The following is a 16,516-nucleotide window of genomic DNA, read 5'->3' on the forward strand; positions in this document are numbered from 1 at the left end:
GTGCTAGGCGCAGGCCAGTTGGGCGCCGTGGTTCTGGACGAGGCGCAGGCCGAGGGCGACGGCGTCGGTGAGGGTGTCGGTCAGCGGGTGGCCGGCGGCGGCGAGCTTGGCGGGGTGGTGCAGCCCGCCGGTGTGCAGCACCGCGTGCGCGCCGTTGGCGTGGGCGGCATCCGCGTCGTCAACGGCGTCGCCGACCAGCAGCACCCGGTGTGCCTGTTCGGTGAGGCCGAGGGCTTCGAGGTGGGCGGTGAGCGGTGCGGCCTTGGTGCCGCCGGAGGGCCCGGTGCGGCCCTCGATCCGGGTGAAGAAGTGGCCGATGCCGGCTTCCTCGACCTCGCGCACGAGGGTGTCGTGCGGGCACAGCGACAGCAGCGACTGGGTGTGGCCGGCCTCGCGCAGCGCGGCCATCAGCTCGATCGCGCCGTCGCGCACGCGCACCGGCTGGGCGCGCAGGTGGTCCAGGAAGGCGTTGTCGCTGGAGAGCCACTCCTGCTCGGTGATGGTGCGGCCGAGCAGGCGGGCGTAGAAGTTGGGGATCGGCACGGTGTGCTTGGCCCGGTAGGTCTCCCGGTCGACCGCCTCGCTGCCGAGGGCGGGCAGGGTCGCGTTCAGCGCGGAGACGTGGTCGTCGAGGTCGTCCTTGACCGTCCCGTTCCAGTCCCACACAACGTGCATGCGGGTGAGGGGAGTTGCGGCGGCGAAGAAGGTAGAGGTGTTCACGGCGGTGTCCTTCGGGATGAGCTTCGTGGTCAGGCAGAGAGGCGGTCGTTGAAGCGGTGGAGCAGCCACAGCGCGCAGGCGGCCCCGGCGAGCGGGACGGCGGCGACGAGCAGCGGGCCGGCGGCGAGGGAGGTCAGGGCCGTGCCGGCGGCCTGGCCGACGCCGATGCAGGCGATCAGCCAGGCGAACGCCTCGGTCGATTCGCCTTCGGGGGCGAGGCGGTCGACGGTGAGGAACGCGGCGGTCAGCAGCGGTGCGAGGAAGGTGCCGGGCAGCACGGCGCCCAGGACGGCGACGGCGGGAGCGGGGTCGGGCAGCAGCGGCAGCCATCCGGCCGCGAAGCCGACCGAGGCGGCGACCAGGTGCCGGGCGGGGGCGCCGGGCCAGGCGTGGCGGCCATAGGCGAGGCCGCCGAGCATGCTGCCGATGGACAGCGCGGCCGGCATCACCCCGGCCAGCCACCCGGCGTGGTGGCGCTCGGCGGCGGACAGCGCCAGGACGTTGACCGCGCCGAGGGCGACACCGGTGCCGATCAGCGAGGCGAACAGCACCCGAAGCCCCGGCACGCGCAGCGGACCCGTCCAGTGCACCGCTTCGGTGAACTCCCCCGGCGTCCAGGTGCGGGACGGCTGGGAGGTGACAACCAGGCAGGTGCCGAGCAGGCCGAGGGCCGCGGTCGCTACCAGCGCGGTGGTCGCTCCGGCACCGGCCGCGAAGCCGGTGGCCAGCAGCGGACCCGCGACGAACACCAAGCCCTGGGTGCTGCTGTCCAGCGAGAGCGCGGTGCGCTGGCGTCCGGCGTCCGGCAGGAGCACCGGCCACAGAGCCCGAAGACCGGCCTCCAGCGGAGGCGTCGCCAGCCCCGCCACCAGCACGGTGAGCGCGGCGAGCACCGGGTGGCGCACCGGACCGGTGCACGGCAGCAGCAGGAACGCCGTACTGGCGGCGGCCGTGGCGGCGACGAGGACCCGGGTCTGGCCGTGGCGGTCGACCAGGCGCCCGAGCAGCGGCTGCCCGAGCGCGGAGGCCAGGCCGTACAGGGCGCCGAGGGCTCCGGCCTCGGCGAGCGGGCCGTGCTCGGCGCGCACCAGCAGCAGGATCGCGATCGGCGCCATGCCGGTGGGAAGGCGGCCGATCAGGGTGCCGGCCAGTAGGCGGGCGACGTACGGCGTACCCAGGACAGCGCGGTATCCGCTGTCCTGGGTGGGGCCGCAGGCGGTGGTGGTGCTCAAGGAGAAGGTCCTTCGGTCGTACGGCCGGCGGCGCGCGGGCGCGCCGGACCGGGGCATGCGCAGGCATGACAGCCCCCTCGGGTCGGTGCGGCTGCGGGGAGAAGAGTCCGCGGATTCCGGGATTTGGTACGGCCGGGAAAAAGAGGTAGAAGCCCCTCACTCGGCACGGCAGCGGGCACAGCGCCGGAAAGGAGGAGCCAGCAACTCCAATGCCCGCTTAGCCTGTTGGGGAACGACGCCGTTGCCGAGCGCGGTGAGCTGGGCCGGGCGGCCGAGCCCGGGGGTGGCTGTCACCCAGCCCGCCTCAAGCCCTTGCATCCACTCGACGAACTCCGCCCGGAGCTTGCCGCCCTCGTCGGTGGCCGCCGGCGCCGGGCGGGTGAGCGTCTCCCATCGGGCGACGGCTCCGGCGTACGGTCCCCACCGTCCGGGGTCGAGCCGCCCTGCGGCCACAGCGGCAGCACTACCGCCGTCGAGACCGGCGAGGCCCGGCGCCGGGAGCGTGAGGCCGGGTTCCGGGGCGAGGAGGGCCGCAGCGAGGCTGCTGCCGAGGGCAGGGTCAGGTCCCCGCCGCCGTGCCGCTGGTTCGGCGAGCCCTTGATCCCGTCCGACGCCTTCGGAGTGGGCAGCAGCCACTCCACCTCGTCCGCCAGGTTCGGGCCGTGGCCGCCGCGCTTCCTCTTCTCCGGGTGCTGGCTGCCGCCGTTGGAGCCGATGTTGCTTGTCGGGGTCTTGAGCAACGCCGTGGTCGGCGGGCCAGGCGGTGAGGAAGACCCTGGCTCGGTGGTGGGGTGCACCGACGTCGGAGGCGCGAAGCACGAGCCACTTCGCGTCGTACCGAAGCTCGGCCAGGGTGCCCAGTACGGCGCCAAGTGCCCGCAGATCAGGCTGGGTTGGGTCGTCTCCCAGACACCACGGGCAGCGTTCCACGTCGCCACCGGAGCTGGCGACAGCGGGGGAGGTGAGCAGTCCTCGTACATTCTCGACCACCAGGAGGTGCGGGCGCAGGGCCTCGACAGCGCGAGCCACGTGCAGCCAAAGACCGGATCGGGTTTCGGAGTTGAGCCCGGCGCGGCGGCCGGCGACCGAGACGTCTTTGACAGGGGAAACCCGCCGTGAGGACGCACACCCCCGGGACGGTCGACCAGTCGATGCTGGTGATGTCGCCCAGGTTCGGCACGCCGGGCCAGTGGCGGGCGAGGATCGCGGACGGGCCGGGCTCGGTCTCAGCGTGCCAGGCCAGACGGCCGCCGAGCGCGGCTTGGACGCCGAGGTCGAGCCCGCCATACCCGCTGCACAACGACCCGATCAACGGGCCGCCTGCGGTGTCCGGGACCATGGCCGTCACCGCCGGCCTCGGGGAGAGGGAGGAGTCGCGGTGGGCGTGGGCGTGGTCGGGGCGGGCGACAGGACGGGGAAGGTGCTGCCGGACCGGGCCAGCGCGGCCCTTTCCCGCTGGGACGTCGGACCCAGCTCCCCCGTGGCGGTCTCGGCGAAGAGTGCGGCCAAGTCCGGTGCCGGCATCGGGCGCCTGCCAGTCAGGTGGTGGGCGCTGTCGAACATCATGTCGACGGCACGGTCGATTCCCGCCCGCGCGTTGGCGAGGAGGCGGGAGACCTCGGTGGCGGCCTGCCGCTCGAAGGCGCTGGCGGTCTCCGGAGCCCGTACACGGGCGTCGGCGAGACGGCTCGCCACCTCCACTGCCCGCGTGAGATCCAGGCTGACCTGGGCCAGGACTGTCCCTACGGAACTCCACTCCCGAGCCAGGACGGCAGAGCGGGGACTGGAACGGGGATCCTGCGAGTGGAAGCTCGCCTCACTGATGGCCGCGTGATGGTGGTACTCCACGCGCTCCACGGCCTCGGCGAGATCGCAGCCGGTGACCTCGCGGCCGTTGCCGTAGGCGTTGGAGAAGGAGTACGGATGCCGTGCGCTGGCACGGACGAGCTCGGTCGCGGCCGACTCCAGCCGGACAGCGTAGTCGTGGGCGTCCTCGTCAAGCATGGTCAGGTCCTGGGGTGAAGGTCGAAGGGGCGGCGGAACGGTTCACCGGGCGCGGGCCGGAGCGCGCTGGGCCGCCACCGCAACAGCGGTCGCGATCGGCGCCGGAGATGCTGTCGAAGCGCCGGGGGAGCGGGCGAGGGCGGCTCGCTGGACCTTGACTGCGGGCGGCGGGGAGACGGCCGAGGCGGCGGTCCGCAGGGTTTGGGCGGCTTCGGCGAGGTCGTCGCGTGCCGTCTCGACGGCGAGCTCGATCAGCTGCCCGGCATCGGTGTGAGCGTCCTCGTAGCCCGGCTCACCGCGCTTGCCGGCCGTTCGGGCGACGAAGGCGAGCTGCTGGGCCACGGTGCCGAGGGCGGAGGCGGCCTGGGCGACGCTGCCGATGGCGTTGGCGAACGCCTCGGCCGCGTGCGTGGTGTGCTCCTGCGGCGCGGAAGCGTCCGCACGGAACAGGTACTCGTCGCCCAGCTCGGCGATGAGGCCGCCGAGTTCGGTGGTCTGCCGGGCCACGCCGATGGGGTCGGGCAGGCGGAACGGGGCGCTGACCTGGGGCAGTTTTTCGCGTTGGGCGTCGATCACGGTCGCGGTGGCGTGCAGCAGCAGTGCCTCCGATATCGGGCTGTTCACGAGGTGCTCCGGAGGTGGTGGGAGGGCGAGGTGCGGACAGGTGACGTGGTCGTGGCGCCAGTCCCGGACGTGGCGGCGGCGGGCGGGGTGGTCCTCGGAGCGAGGCGCTGCTGGGGACTTCGGGACAGCGCCGCGCGCACCCGGGCCGCAGGATCGGGGCGTTGTGCTGGGCCAGCGCTCTCGGCTGTCGGGGAAGGTTGCCCGTTGGCCGTACGCCAGCGGGCACGCACCTCGTCGAGCGGGCCGAGGGCATGCAGGGCCTGTCCGATGAGACGGCCCGGCGCCATCGCCTCGGCTTCGGCCAACGCCTTGATGGTGGTGGCGGCTCCGGCAGCAGTGCGCACGACGGAGGCACGGATGACCTGGTCGCCCAGCCACTCGGCCGAACCCGCCCCCGGGCCACCGAAGAGACTGTCGACCTGTTCGCGCGAGAGCGTGCCATCGACCAGCAGGCCGCGCCGCTGGACCTCCCACAGGGCGGTCACCTCGTCGATCGGCTCGCCTCGGTGGTGGAGAGCGCCGAGGCAGCGGTAGACCTGGCCGTTGCCGGCGTCGGCGAAGTCGCCGGGCCGTAGCCAGTCGTACACCTCGGCCATCGCTGCGGGCTGGTGGACGAGGACGGCCAGGAGGAACTGCTCGTCCTCGGTCTCCTTGGGCCCGACCGGTGACGCCGCCGTGCTCGCGCCAGGACCGGGCGGCGGGACGGGACGAGGCTCGGTGCCCCAGCGGCGGGCGAGGTCGCCGAGCACGCCGGTGAGGGCATCGGCGTGGTGCAGGACGCCCTCGACCTGGTGCTGCTCGGCATCGATGTGGGCGACGTGTTCCAGACGGACGGCGTGCTCAAGCACCATGCGGTGGATGGACCCTTCGAGCACCATGCGGCCGTACACCGGGGCGTTCTGCGGGCGCGGGCATGCGGCGATCAGGGTGAACGGGTACGAGGCGTTCAACCCGCGCACCTGGCGGCTCGCCTCGGCGACCGTGTCGGTCACCCACGAGAGCGGTACTGTCCCGTCAGCCTCCCGCACCGGACGCTGATCGTTGCTCAGGGTCAGCATCGCGGCGAACAGGGCTCGGTGAGCCGGACGGTAGAAGTCGGCGGGTGTCAGCCAGGCCAGCGTGTCGAGCTGGGCAGGGTCGAGGAGGACCGCGCCGAGAAGGGCTTGCTCGCCCTTGAGCAGTGCGTCCATCACCGCCGCTTCCCCTTCCGCTTCTTCCGGGTGCCGGCCTGCTTGTCCCGCAGCCGGTCGACCTCGCGGTCGGCGGCGGCCATCGCGGTGGCGAAGCGGTCCAGCTCACCGGTGAAGACGGGGTCGGTGGTCAGGATCGAGCCGGTGCCGGTGATCAGCCACCACTGGCCGCCCCGGCGGACGACCGGCGCCCCGGCGAGGGGAGCCGAACGGCGGAGGGCGGCAGGCGAGTTGGTGTCGGACATGAAGAGACCTTCCGGAGTCGAGGCGGAGGCGGGGTAAGCGGCCGGGGGCGGCGCCGGCCGGAGAAGAGGCGGCTTCCCGGTCGGCGCCGCCGGTGGGGTGGGTCAGGCCGAGAGGGTGAAGTCGTCGCGGCTGGCGGCAGCCTTCGCGATGGCGCGTTCGGTGATGGCCTTGGTGGCGCGGGCGGAGGCCGGGCCGATCTCCTTGGCGGAGCGCTCCTTGTACCAGGGCTTGAGGTCGAGCATCGCCACCCGCATGCCGGTCGCGAAGAGCAGGATCTTGCCCTTGGGCAGGGCGCGGATCTCGTCGGGCGGCAGGATGCGCTCGGTGCGCATCGACACCGAAGTCGACTTGCCGCTGCCGGAGTCGGACACGGAGACGGTCTGCACCTCGTGCTCGCCGATCTGCCGGGAAAGCCGGTCCGCGAAGTCAGCGTCATCGATCCCGCTGCCGATGACCTTGACGGTGGCCGCCGACCAGAGGGCGTCCATGCCGGCCTCACCCCAGCAGCGCTGGCCCTGGCGGTAGGACTGCAGGATGGTGATCGGGATGACGCCCCGGCTGCCCAAGTGGGAGTACAGGTCCGGGAGGTCCGAGATTTTGCAGACGTTGGCGGCCTCGTCGAGGACGCACAGCGCGGGCGGGTCGAGCCGGCCTCCGGAGCGTTCGGCGACGATGACGGCCGCGCGCATCACCGCGTCGGCCGCAGCCGCGATGATCGCGCTGGCGGAGCCGCCGCCGTCCTTGCTCAGCAGGAACAGTGTGTCGCGGGAGGAAGCGAAGGCGAACGGCTTGAACTCCGGCAGACCCTCGGTGGGGGTGACCCAGGCGGCGATCTCCGGGTCCAGCAGGCAGCTCGCGTACTGGCGCGCCGTCTCGTAAATACCGTCCCTCGTCTCCGTGGCACCCGTGACGGTGCCCTGGAGCTGGGCGGCGACCGCGTGGTGGTCGGCATCGGTGAGCAGGTCGACGGGGGTGCGGTCGGAGGGCGAGGCGAGCCAGGCCAGCACGTCCGTGATCGGGCGCCGGTGGCTCGCGGCGGCCAGGAACAGCGACCCGAGGGTGTTGCTCGCCGCGGTCGACCAGAAGTCGGAGCCGCTGGACTCGTCCACGCTCGCGGTCACGAAGTGCCCGGCCAGACGCTTGGCGCCGGCGAGGTCGCGGGCGTCCGCGAGGATGTCCCACCACATCTCGCGCGGGTGGTGCGCGATCTGCTGCGGGTCCATGGTCCAGACCTTGCCGACCTTCGCACGGGCGTCAACGCAGGTGGTGTACGCGTCGCTGGCGGCCTTGTTCGAGGTCAGCAGCACCGGTCCGGGGGCGGCGAGGATCGCCGGGATCGCGATGCCGCTCGTCTTGCCGGAGCGGGGCGCCATGATGGCGACCATCACGTCCTCCCACGAGGCGCGGACCTCGGCCCGGCCGGGGGAGAGCGTGCCGATCAGGATGCCGCGGTCGTTCGGCTCGACCTCTTTTACACTCCCGGTCGTTCAGGCTCGGGCGCAGGCTGCGGGCCTTGGCGGTGATCTCCTTGTCCAGGAGCGGCGCTATGTCCGCCTTGCGGGCCATGCCGCTCTTCGCGCCAGCGCGGCGGCGCAGCCACAGCACCAGGACGGTGACGGTGATGGCGATGGTGAGGGCGCCGGGGACGATGCGGGCGCCGACCAGGACGGAGGTCGGGTCGAGGTGGGGCCACAGCCGGTCGGGGTGAAGGAGGGCGTCGGCGACGTGGAACGGCGCCCAAGGGCCGGACCCCACGATGTAGTTGGTGAGGTTGCCGGTCAGCCAGGCGAGGGAGCCGAAGGCGATGGCGGCGCCGACGACGGCGAACAGGAGGTAGAGGAGCGCGTCCGTGCCGGTGGAGGTCGACGGTGCGCCGGTGCGCGGGGCGGGCAAGGGAGAGTCCAGGTGGGTGCGAGCGGGCGGTGGGCGGGGCGCGCTCGGCTCTCGAACGGATCGTCACGGGGTGCCTTTCTTCGGGCGAGGGGCGAGGGAACGTTTCAGCGGGTGCGGCTGCTCGGTCGCTCGGACGCCGGCGTCGGCGGGGCCGGTGGCTGCTGCACGGTGGCGGTCACGCGCGTTGCGGGGGAGGTGGCGAGGGCTGCTGCGCGCCGCAGCTCGGCGGCGGGGTTGTCCCGGCCGTCGATGGTGACGACCAACTCCGGCTCGATGGCGACCCGGTGCTGCTGGACGCCAAGCAGGTAGGCCGCGCCGGACGCGGCGGTCAGCTGGTCGGCGCGGGGCCGCTCCGGCGGGAGGCTGTAGGAGGCGGGGTTGCCAGGGTCGGGTGGGGCGGTGAAGCCGAACTGGCGCAGGGTGCGGTCGATGAGGCCAGGGGCGTCGGTGCGGCAGTCAGCCCAGATCCGGTCGTCTCCGCCGCGGTAGATCTCGACGTCGGTGCCGTAGGTGTCGGCGAGGTTTCCCATGGTGGTCGGTCCTCTCGGTGCTGCTGTCAGCGGGTACGGCGCGGTTGCGCGGCCGGGGCCGTGGTCGGCGTGGCGGTGGGCTCGGGGGTGGTGGACGGCTGGGGCACGCGCCGGGGAGAGCCGGCGACGGCTGCCTGACGGCGCTGGGCCTCCGACGTGGGCGGCGGCACGCTGCCCATGACGTCGTGCAGTAGTTCGCGGGTCCGCAGCACCGGCATGGTCTCCGAGTGGCCTGAGCGGCTCGGCTCGGCGGGGCAGTCGGGGATCCTCGCGGTGGCGGTCTCCAGGTCCTCCCGGACGGTGAGGAGCGCCTGGTGCGCGGTGGCCAGCCGCGCCCACGTGTCGTAGGACAGGTTGTAGCCGGGGGAGGCGAAGTCCACCCTGGCGCGGGCCCAGTCGGCCCCGGCCGCGACCAGCTCGGTCAGCTGCGTCAGCGGGCCGACCAGGGCGCTGGTCGTCTCCTCGAAGATCGCCGCCACGTCACCGGGGCTCGCGTCCTCCTCGAGCCGGACGACCATGCCCGGCAGGGAGCGGGGGTCGGCGCCGGGCGGCGGGATGTAGCGGACCTGGAGCGGCTGGTCGGCTGTGAGGGTCTGCTGGTCGCGGTGGGCCAGGCGGATGTTGTGCTGCATGGCGGCGCCGACCGCTTCTCCGATCGACGAGTAGTGCTCGGGCACCAGGGCTCCCAGGAAGTAGTGACGTGCAGGAACGTTTCAGCGGGTGCGGCCGGCGGGAACTGCCGCTGCGGCCGGTACGGGTGTCCGCCAGGCGGCGGGCAGGTCCGAGGCGTTGGCGGCGGCTGGGGCGGTGGTGCTGCGGGCGAGAGCGGCGCGGGTACGCAGGTCGTCGGCACGGCCCGCCGTGTCGGACACGGCGCGCTGCACCTCGTCGACGGCCCCGGCCAGTTCGGCCTGGGCGGTGACCAACTGGTCGGACGCGAAGCCGAACCGGTCGGAGAGCGCGAACTGGTCGGGGTCGAGTTCGGTGATCTGCTCGGAGGCGATCTCCAGGGCCTCCTGGAGACGCACCAGCATCCCGTCGTCCGGGTCGAGCAGCTCGTCGAGCACCCCGGCGAGTTCCGCGAAGTCCTTGGCGCCGCGCAGCTCATCGGTGAGATTCAGGATCTGCTGACCTGCGGTGCTGAGCTGCTCGGTCTCGAGCTTGGGGTCGAGGTCGACGGTGTAGCGGGCGGCGCGCAGCATCTCGGTGGCGTGGGTGGCGATGGAGGCCCGGTTCGCGGGGTCGGTGGTGGTGGGCAGCCGGTGGCGGCGGCCGTGCCAGTCGTCGATCTGCTTGAACCCGGCGTGGCGGAGCAGGGTGGCCGACAGGTCGTCGCTGGCGCCGGTGGCGACGACGCTACCGCTGGGCTCGGCGCTGATGGTGATGGAGGGCATCCGGTGGTCCTTGGCGGTGGTGACGGTACGGGTGAGGTGGCCGAGTTCGGCGGCGATGCGGGTGCACTCGGCCTGCACGTGGAAGGGGTCGCGGTAGGTGTTGTGGATGTATCCGTCCTCGCGCACGACGGTGGCGACGACGTGCACCGACCGGTTGCCGTTGCGGATCGCCGCCCACCGGCAGCCGTCCGGGTCGCCAGCGGGGGCGAGCCCGGTCGCGGAGACGAGACGCCGGGCGACATCGGCCCACTGGGCGTCGCTCAGGTCCGGGTGACGCGGGTCGGAGCGCACGGAGCACATCCACACGGGGCGCGCGGGTGCCCGGGAGCCGATCCGCAGGGCGGGGGCGTCCAGCACGCCGCCGCCGAGGACCTCCTGCGGGTCACCGAACAGAGGCAGTTGCTTATCGGCGCCCCGGTAGTCGGCGCCGATCAGCCGGGGACGCAGCCGGTTGCCCGGCTCGTCCAGGCCGTACAGGGCGGGAATCAGCGCGGCCGTGGTGGTTGCGCGCTGCAGGTGGGCGATCACGGCGTCCCCTTCTCGGACGGGCGGCGGGGCCCGGCGAGCGGGCTGACGAGGACAGAATCCGCAGGATCGGAGGTTTGGCCCGGCCGGAGATCGGTGGTAGAAGCCGCGCTCGGGCCGGGCCGTCCAACAGTCCTAGCCGAGCCGTTTCGACGAGTTGATCTTGTGGTCAGCAGCGAAGCGCTCGCAGGCGTACTGGGCGAATCGCTGGTCGTTGTGCAGCCGGGCCCAGCTGCCGTCCTGGCGGATGACGGTGGCGACGATGTCGAGCCTGTCGGCGGTGGAGCGCACAGCCAGCCAGCGGCAGGAGTTGGGATCGTTCTGCGGCTGGATGCCGGTGGCATTGAGCACCTGCAGCAGCAGGTCCCACCAGTGATCCTCGCTGAGGCCGGACTGGGTGGTGCTGCGTATCGAGCAGTGCCAGGTCAGGCGCGGGGAGGGGGTGTGGCCGGTGCGGGGCTTGCGGAGTGCCCGCGGTTCGTCCAGCAGCGCCGCCAGGTCCCGCAGGTCGTAGACCTCCTGATCGGGTGGACCGGGCGACCACGTAGCGAACAGGCTCGGCTCGAAGTCGGGGTCGTCGTTGAGCGCGTCCAACGCGTTCAGCAGATCGAGGGTGCTCTCGGTGCGCCGGACGGTGCACTGCAGCGGGTAGGTAGCCATGGAGGTGTGTTCCGAATCGTTCTACGGCGGTGGGAGTTGGGGCCGGTGCCCTGCTCCGGGCAGCGCGCCGGCAGGTCACATGAAGGGGTTCTCGGTCGGCCGGTCGGCGTCCACGGCGGCCTCCAGCAGCTCCTCCAGGTCGCCCGGTCCGGAGGTGCGCTGGTCGATCCACCAGCCGGCGCGGGTGATCGTGCGGGCCCGGTCCTCGATCCGCTCCCACTCGGGCTCCGGCATGCCGGAGTCGACGACGAGCGCGGCGTACGCGGCGGCGAGGACCTGGTGGCGGCAGCGCACGCCCCAGGCGATCCCCTTCTCGGTGCCCTCCAGCGGCGGCATCCGGAACTGCTCGGACCAGGCTTCCGACTCCGCCTGCTCGGCGGACCGCTTGGCCTGCAGCCACGCAGCCTTCTCGGCCTCGTCGCCGTCCTTCGCGGCGCGCCAGCAGTCGGTGCACTCCTGCTTGGCGAGCCAGTCGGCGAAGCCGGCCCGGCGGTCGGCCGGACGGTCACCAAGATCCCTGGCCGCCTGGTGCCCGCACGAGTGGGTGATCTGCCAGACCTTCTTCACAGCCATGTGCTCTTCTCCTTGGTAGGGGTGGGGGTTGGGGTGGTCAGCGGGAACGGGCGAAGGCGATGCGCGGGTCGACCGCCGCCGGCGGCGGGATCACGGCGACAGCGGTCGACACGGCGGTGGTTGCCTTGAGCGAAGCCTCGTTGGCGCGGAACTTGTGCGTGGTGAAAGCCTGCTGGGCCGGTGCACGGCGGGCGGCGAGGTCCTCGGCCAGACGCGGCTGGACCGCAACCTGCAGGTCGCCTGCGCGGTGCATGGCGGCGGTGGCGGAGGCCATGCGCTCCAGCGACTCGCCCCGGTCGACGGTGACCGGCAGTGTGTAGACGTCGAGCACGTGGTTGAACCGCCAGCCGTGGGCTTCGAGGATCTGACCACCGCGCTCGACCGCGTTGACGGTGTCGTCAGTGGCAGCGACGACACCGAGCTGCGGATGCTCGGCGAAGGCGACGTCCGGACCGGTGTCCGGCACCGGTTCGGTCGCGGGCAGCCGGGCGTGGGCCTGTTCCCGCGTGCCGGTCTTCTCGTTGGGGGCGAGTGCCATGTCGGTGTCGACCTGGTAGCCGGCGCCGGTGAGGAGCTTGGCGGCCCAGGCGGCGCGCTCGCGGGGTTCGCGGTGCTGGCCGGTGAGCGTGAAGAGCTTCGGGTTGCCGGGTAGTTGCTGGAAGTCGAGGCGCTCCAGGAACCAGTGGGCGGCGGCGTTCTGGGTGGGCAGGGAGGCGACGATGCCGTGTGTCGGGTGGTGCCCGATGGCGACGTCGGGCAGCTGGGTGGGTGCGGCGGTAGGCACGGTGGGGCTCCGCGGTGCTGGTTCGGACGGTGGACCGGCGGTTGGGGCGCGGTCTGCAGAGGCGGGGCATGGCGGTCTTCCTTCCGGGACAGGGGTTCAGCGGCGCGGCCCGGCGGCGCGGACGGCGGAGACGGGGGAGGCGAGGACCGCTTCGGCCGGGTGGCCGGTGAGGGTTCGCGTGGAGGCGGGGGAGGTGGCGAGCGCGGCGAGCACCCGGGCGTCGAGGCCAGCGGCCGTGACCTGGGCTGCGGACCGGGGTCGCCCGGGGTGGGCGGTGTGCCGGTCGGCGAGGTCGCCTCGCATCGCCCGGATCTCCCGCACGTAGCCGTCCGCCTGGTCCGCGATGTAGCGCAGGCGGGCCGCGTAGTGCGGATCGGAGGCGCCGCCCAGCCCCTCCCACCAGGAGGCGGTCTGGTGGAGTGCGCCGACGACCTGGTCGAGGACGCCGTCACCGGGTGCGGTCAGCTCGCTCAGCGCCTCGACCGCATCCCGGGTGTGGCCGGCCTCGGCGATGGTCTTGCTGACCTGAGCCAGCGACCGGGCCGGGGGCAGCGCCGGCGGAAGGCTGTGGTCGATCAGGTCCGCCGGGCAGGTGAAGCCGTAGTCGGCGGAGCGCAGGAAGTCGACGGCCCGTGTGACGGTGACCCGGCGCTCGCCGGGGTCGACCATGGCGGCGGGAAGCCGGTGGTGGGTCTCATGGATGCGGACGACGGGGATGAACCCGGCGCGGTGGAGTGCGGACTCGGCGCCTTCGCGTACGGCCTGGACCTGCTGGCGGGACGGCACGCCGAGGCCGTCGAGATGCTCGTCGACGGCGGCGAGCAGCTTGGGCACGCTCCCCCCGTTGCGGGCGTCGGGCCCGTCCAGCCTGCTGTCGTAGACGACTTCGAACAGATCCGGGTCGTCGGGGCTGGAGTGATGAGTCGCCAGCCAGTCCGGCAGGGCATCGTCCGCATGGCCGGACTGCTCCGGCGAGATCACGAGGCGGCTGCCGTCAGGCAGACCCGCGTCAACGATGTAGTCGTCCGCCCCGAAGTCGACTCCGGTCTCAAGGCCCCGCTGCGCGAGGGGACGGGTGACAGGGAGATAGCGCCGGGCCGGACCGGTGGCGTTACGGTCGGTCAGGGTGTCCGGGCCGTAGATGTGAGCGGTGACACCGAAGGCGTTCTCGGTGAACAGGACGGTCAGATCAGAGGGTTGCATGGCGTGCTCCTGGGGGTGCGCGCCCCGGGGCGCTGGAGGTGGGGCGCTGATGATGCCGGGGACCGGGGACTTGGTCCGACTGCGAAGCGGTGGTAGGCGGTCACCGCGTGCGGCGGGGTGTGCCGAGAACCGGCGGGAGGGGCGGAGCAGGCGCCACCGCGAAGTCGCCTCGGGGATGGCCGGTGCGGGCGAGCGCGGCCTTGACCTGCTGCTCGCGGTCCGGCACGGGCAGGGCGGCCCTGGGAGCGACGTGCGCGGCGAGCGCGGGAAGCGGGCCGTCCCTGAGCGGTGCGGCGGCCTGCCACGCCTCCTGGTTGCGCAGGTCTTCGCCGCGGTCGAGGACCTGCTGGGCCTTGGGGTGCCCGGGGAGGATGCAGTCCATGGCGTCCTGCCAGCCCTCCCGGATCTCCTGGAGCCGCCCGAGTGCCCTCTCGGATTCGCCGAGCCGTCGCAGGGCGGGGCCGGTGGCGGGGTCGAGGTGGTCCTCGACGCGGGCAGTTGCCCGTATGCCGGCCACGAGGTGCGGGCCCTGGCCGGTGAGCGTGGTGATGTAGCGCCAGGCGGCTCGGTTGCGGCCGGCCTCGGATTCGAAGGAGCCGGCCTCCCCACGGCGGCTCCAAGGCATGTCGGTTCCGGGGATGTAGGCGGTGCTCAGTCGCTGCAGGCCCTCGGCGGCGAAGGTGAAGGCGTTCGTCCGCGCCTGCCAGGCGGCCTGCCGGTAGCCGGGCGCGAGGCGGTCCCGGACATCGGCCGCCACCGTGGCCGGCGTCGCGTCGGTGGGGGAACACGATGCGGGCCGGGGGCTTCATGCCGCCGAGGAGGCTGTCGGGATCGTCGTCGGGCCGGGCAGCGCGGACCACCAGCTCGTGGCCGGGGCGTGGCCTCACGGCGAGGAACCGCTCACCGCCGGGGCCCGCGAGGAGCAGGGCGGTGTGCGGAGGCGAGACGCTGTCCCAGGGCGCTGGACCTCCGCCCCAGAGCCGCTCGCGCAGTTCGACGAGATCCCGGCCGGGGTTGAGGGGACAGGGCTGGACGGACCACCCGGGCAGGAGCACGTGACCGCTCGGCGGCCAGCGGCGGAACGGGCACGGGGCGGCGGGGCCGGTCGGGCAGTGCCCGGCCGTCCTCGTCGAAGTACACCCGTACGTACGTCTCCTCGCCGAGTTCGGTGTCGACGCGGGCGTCGCAGGGCTTGAACACGGCGGAGGAGGACACCCACTGTGCGCCGTCGCGCTGGGTGGAGGTCAGGACGGGGTGCCAGTTGGCGTGAAGGGCGGGGCGCTGGTCGGGGCGGGCGGCGACCAGCTGCTCGAACTCCGTGAAGTCGGCCGCCATAAGATGGGCGTGGTCGAGGTAGGACACAACGTCGTTGGTAGACACTCGGGTTCAGGATTCCTGAAGTCGGGCCGGTCAAGCGGCCATGCGGAAGTCGGTGTCGCACAGCTGCTTCTCCCTGGAGTGGAGGAGGTGCTGCACGATGAAGCTCAGGCTGGCGACCTTCCACAGGCCCCGGCCGCGAGTGAGGGCGGCAATGGCCTGGGCCTCGACGCCGGTGAGGCCGAGCAGGGCCATGGCGGCGGGGATCTGGTCCGGTTCCTGGCGGTAGATGATCCGGGTGCTGCAGTCAGCCAGGAGTCCCTCCGCGAGGACGCGCCCGCGCGATCCGGCGTCGCCTGCGGACAGCAGATCCGAAAGGCGGTGCAGGATCAGCAGGTTGGCGATGCCCAAGCCTCGGGACAGCTTCCACTGCTGCTGCATCCGTTCCAGCAGGCCGACGTGCCGCATGATCCGCCACGCCTCGTCGTAGATCACCCACCGGCGACCGCCGGCGGGGTCCGCGAGGGCGGACTCCATCCACGCGCTCGCACACGTCATGGCCAGCACCAGGGCCGTGTCGTCGCCGCTGCTGCCGAGCCGGGAGAGGTCGATCGAGAGCATCGGTGCGTCCGGGTCGAACGTCACGGTGGACGGCGCGTCGAACATGCCGGACAAGTCGCCGTGGACCAGGCGGCGCAGAGCGTGGGCGAGGTCGTCGATGGCGTGGCCGAGGCTGCCGGCCTGGTCGCCGAGGGCGGCATCCAGGCGCTCAGGTCGGCCGAGAGCCTGGGCGATATCGCCGAGCAGCGGCACCGTGCCCGTCGCCTCGGCGTCGGCGACGGCCAGATCGAGCGCGACGTCCAGGCCCGTGTGCTCCATCGGCAGCAGATCGCGCTTGAGCACGGTGGCCGCGAGGCTGGCCAGCAGCAGGAGCCTGCGCTTGCGGACCTCGCTGGTCCAGTCCTCCTCGCTCACCCCGTCCGGACGCTGCGGCGCGTCCAGCGGGTTCAACTTCCCAGGCAGGCCAGGGCCGAGCGCGATCGTCTGGCCGCCGAGGGCCTCGGCCAGGCCCGACCACTCACCCTTCGGGTCGGACGGGATGTAGATCTTGTATCCGTGAGCGATGGCACGGGTCGCGATGGACTTGGCGAGCGCGCTCTTGCCCATGCCGATGATGCCGCACAGGATCCCGTTCGGGTTCGTGAACCCCTCTATTCGGCCGGAGTTGTAGAGGGCGAAGGGGTCGTAGCAGAACGAGCCTTCGGCGTGCAGGTCTCGGCCGATGAAGATCCCTTCGGCGCCGAGGCCGGCCTCCGCGAGGAAGGGGTAGGCCCCGCCGGCGACGGCGGTGGTCATGCGGTGCTTGGGAAGGCGGAGCTTGCCGCCACGGGCGGAAGCGGGACCGGGGCGGCCGGAGACCGGGTAGACGGGCCGCAGTTCGGGGTCGGTGCTCTCGCGCTCGCGCCGCACGGTGGGGAGGGTGGCGAGGCGGGCCTTGGTGCGGGCTTCGGCGAACCCGGCACGGGCGGAGCGCCGGTCGGCTCGGCTGGTCTTGCGCGGGACGAACAGGTGGGAGGCGGTGGCGCGGTTCCTGGGCATGATCACGGATTCCGGGGTGCAG

The 16,516-nt window shown here is 72.8% G+C and carries 17 protein-coding genes and 2 pseudogenes; all 19 read right to left on the reverse strand.

The genetic code is table 11. From position 1 onward, the window contains the following. Positions 1-3: 3 nt before the first annotated feature. A complete protein-coding gene (locus ACWDD9_RS09775) occupies positions 4-720 on the reverse strand; it encodes an HAD family hydrolase (RefSeq protein WP_449811281.1) in 717 nt (238 codons plus the stop codon). Between the two features lie 29 nt (positions 721-749). After that, complete coding sequence (locus ACWDD9_RS09780; protein ID WP_449811282.1) at positions 750-1,952, reverse strand: MFS transporter; 1,203 nt, start codon at positions 1,950-1,952, stop codon at positions 750-752. A 156-nt stretch (positions 1,953-2,108) separates the two neighbouring features. Then, on the reverse strand, positions 2,109-3,182 hold the full coding sequence (locus tag ACWDD9_RS09785) for a DNA cytosine methyltransferase (RefSeq protein WP_449811369.1): 1,074 nt from the start codon (positions 3,180-3,182) through the stop codon (positions 2,109-2,111). Further along, positions 3,109-3,291, reverse strand: a pseudogene (locus ACWDD9_RS09790) (DNA cytosine methyltransferase); the annotation flags it as partial. The pseudogene ACWDD9_RS09790 and the gene ACWDD9_RS09785, both read right to left, overlap by 74 nt. A gap of 5 nt (positions 3,292-3,296) precedes the next feature. Next, on the reverse strand, positions 3,297-3,956 hold the full coding sequence (locus tag ACWDD9_RS09795) for a hypothetical protein (RefSeq protein WP_449811283.1): 660 nt from the start codon (positions 3,954-3,956) through the stop codon (positions 3,297-3,299). A gap of 42 nt (positions 3,957-3,998) precedes the next feature. Next, positions 3,999-4,580 (reverse strand): hypothetical protein, encoded by a 582-nt coding sequence (locus ACWDD9_RS09800; RefSeq protein ID WP_449811284.1) that lies wholly within the window; start codon positions 4,578-4,580, stop codon positions 3,999-4,001. Beyond that, a complete protein-coding gene (locus ACWDD9_RS09805; protein WP_449811370.1) occupies positions 4,577-5,770 on the reverse strand; it encodes a DnaB-like helicase N-terminal domain-containing protein in 1,194 nt (397 codons plus the stop codon). The genes ACWDD9_RS09800 and ACWDD9_RS09805 overlap by 4 nt, the downstream gene beginning before the upstream one ends. Beyond that, positions 5,770-6,015, reverse strand: coding sequence for a hypothetical protein (locus ACWDD9_RS09810; RefSeq protein WP_033819831.1), 246 nt, complete (start codon positions 6,013-6,015; stop codon positions 5,770-5,772). Before ACWDD9_RS09810 ends, ACWDD9_RS09805 begins: the two co-directional genes overlap by 1 nt. Before the next feature lie 102 nt (positions 6,016-6,117). Next, positions 6,118-7,909: pseudogene (locus ACWDD9_RS09815) on the reverse strand (type IV secretory system conjugative DNA transfer family protein). Positions 7,910-8,013: 104 nt separating this feature from the next. Continuing rightward, positions 8,014-8,439 (reverse strand): hypothetical protein, encoded by a 426-nt coding sequence (locus ACWDD9_RS09820; protein ID WP_033819829.1) that lies wholly within the window; start codon positions 8,437-8,439, stop codon positions 8,014-8,016. A gap of 26 nt (positions 8,440-8,465) precedes the next feature. Further along, on the reverse strand, positions 8,466-9,116 hold the full coding sequence (locus ACWDD9_RS09825; protein WP_449811285.1) for a hypothetical protein: 651 nt from the start codon (positions 9,114-9,116) through the stop codon (positions 8,466-8,468). A 36-nt stretch (positions 9,117-9,152) separates the two neighbouring features. After that, on the reverse strand, positions 9,153-10,361 hold the full coding sequence (locus ACWDD9_RS09830) for a hypothetical protein (protein WP_449811286.1): 1,209 nt from the start codon (positions 10,359-10,361) through the stop codon (positions 9,153-9,155). A 132-nt stretch (positions 10,362-10,493) separates the two neighbouring features. Further along, a complete protein-coding gene (locus ACWDD9_RS09835) occupies positions 10,494-11,018 on the reverse strand; it encodes a hypothetical protein (protein ID WP_449811287.1) in 525 nt (174 codons plus the stop codon). Positions 11,019-11,093: 75 nt separating this feature from the next. Continuing rightward, entirely contained in the window at positions 11,094-11,591 is a 498-nt protein-coding gene (locus tag ACWDD9_RS09840) for a hypothetical protein (RefSeq protein WP_033819826.1), read from the reverse strand. 37 nt (positions 11,592-11,628) lie between these two features. Beyond that, positions 11,629-12,375 (reverse strand): hypothetical protein, encoded by a 747-nt coding sequence (locus ACWDD9_RS09845; protein ID WP_449811288.1) that lies wholly within the window; start codon positions 12,373-12,375, stop codon positions 11,629-11,631. Between the two features lie 96 nt (positions 12,376-12,471). Further along, a complete protein-coding gene (locus ACWDD9_RS09850) occupies positions 12,472-13,578 on the reverse strand; it encodes a hypothetical protein (RefSeq protein ID WP_449811289.1) in 1,107 nt (368 codons plus the stop codon). 100 nt (positions 13,579-13,678) lie between these two features. Further along, complete coding sequence (locus tag ACWDD9_RS09855; protein WP_449811290.1) at positions 13,679-14,335, reverse strand: hypothetical protein; 657 nt, start codon at positions 14,333-14,335, stop codon at positions 13,679-13,681. Positions 14,336-14,478: 143 nt separating this feature from the next. After that, the gene (locus tag ACWDD9_RS09860) at positions 14,479-14,913 is read right to left on the reverse strand and encodes a hypothetical protein (protein WP_449811291.1); all 435 of its coding nucleotides are present in this window, start codon (positions 14,911-14,913) and stop codon (positions 14,479-14,481) included. Between the two features lie 75 nt (positions 14,914-14,988). Next, entirely contained in the window at positions 14,989-16,494 is a 1,506-nt protein-coding gene (locus ACWDD9_RS09865; RefSeq protein WP_449811292.1) for an ATP-binding protein, read from the reverse strand. Positions 16,495-16,516: the final 22 nt, after the last annotated feature.

It is taken from the genome of Kitasatospora sp. NPDC001119 (assembly GCF_053598475.1).

Bases quoted from the DNA above. Each gene is read 5' to 3' on its own strand.
- ACWDD9_RS09840 (WP_033819826.1), bottom strand. From the start codon at position 11,591: ATGGCTGTGAAGAAGGTCTGGCAGATCACCCACTCGTGCGGGCACCAG.
- ACWDD9_RS09810 (WP_033819831.1), bottom strand. From the start codon at position 6,015: ATGTCCGACACCAACTCGCCTGCCGCCCTCCGCCGTTCGGCTCCCCTC.
- ACWDD9_RS09860 (WP_449811291.1), bottom strand. From the start codon at position 14,913: ATGGCGGCCGACTTCACGGAGTTCGAGCAGCTGGTCGCCGCCCGCCCC.
- ACWDD9_RS09820 (WP_033819829.1), bottom strand. From the start codon at position 8,439: ATGGGAAACCTCGCCGACACCTACGGCACCGACGTCGAGATCTACCGC.
- ACWDD9_RS09805 (WP_449811370.1), bottom strand. From the start codon at position 5,770: ATGGACGCACTGCTCAAGGGCGAGCAAGCCCTTCTCGGCGCGGTCCTC.
- ACWDD9_RS09850 (WP_449811289.1), bottom strand. From the start codon at position 13,578: ATGCAACCCTCTGATCTGACCGTCCTGTTCACCGAGAACGCCTTCGGT.
- ACWDD9_RS09835 (WP_449811287.1), bottom strand. From the start codon at position 11,018: ATGGCTACCTACCCGCTGCAGTGCACCGTCCGGCGCACCGAGAGCACC.
- ACWDD9_RS09865 (WP_449811292.1), bottom strand. From the start codon at position 16,494: ATGCCCAGGAACCGCGCCACCGCCTCCCACCTGTTCGTCCCGCGCAAG.
- ACWDD9_RS09795 (WP_449811283.1), bottom strand. From the start codon at position 3,956: ATGCTTGACGAGGACGCCCACGACTACGCTGTCCGGCTGGAGTCGGCC.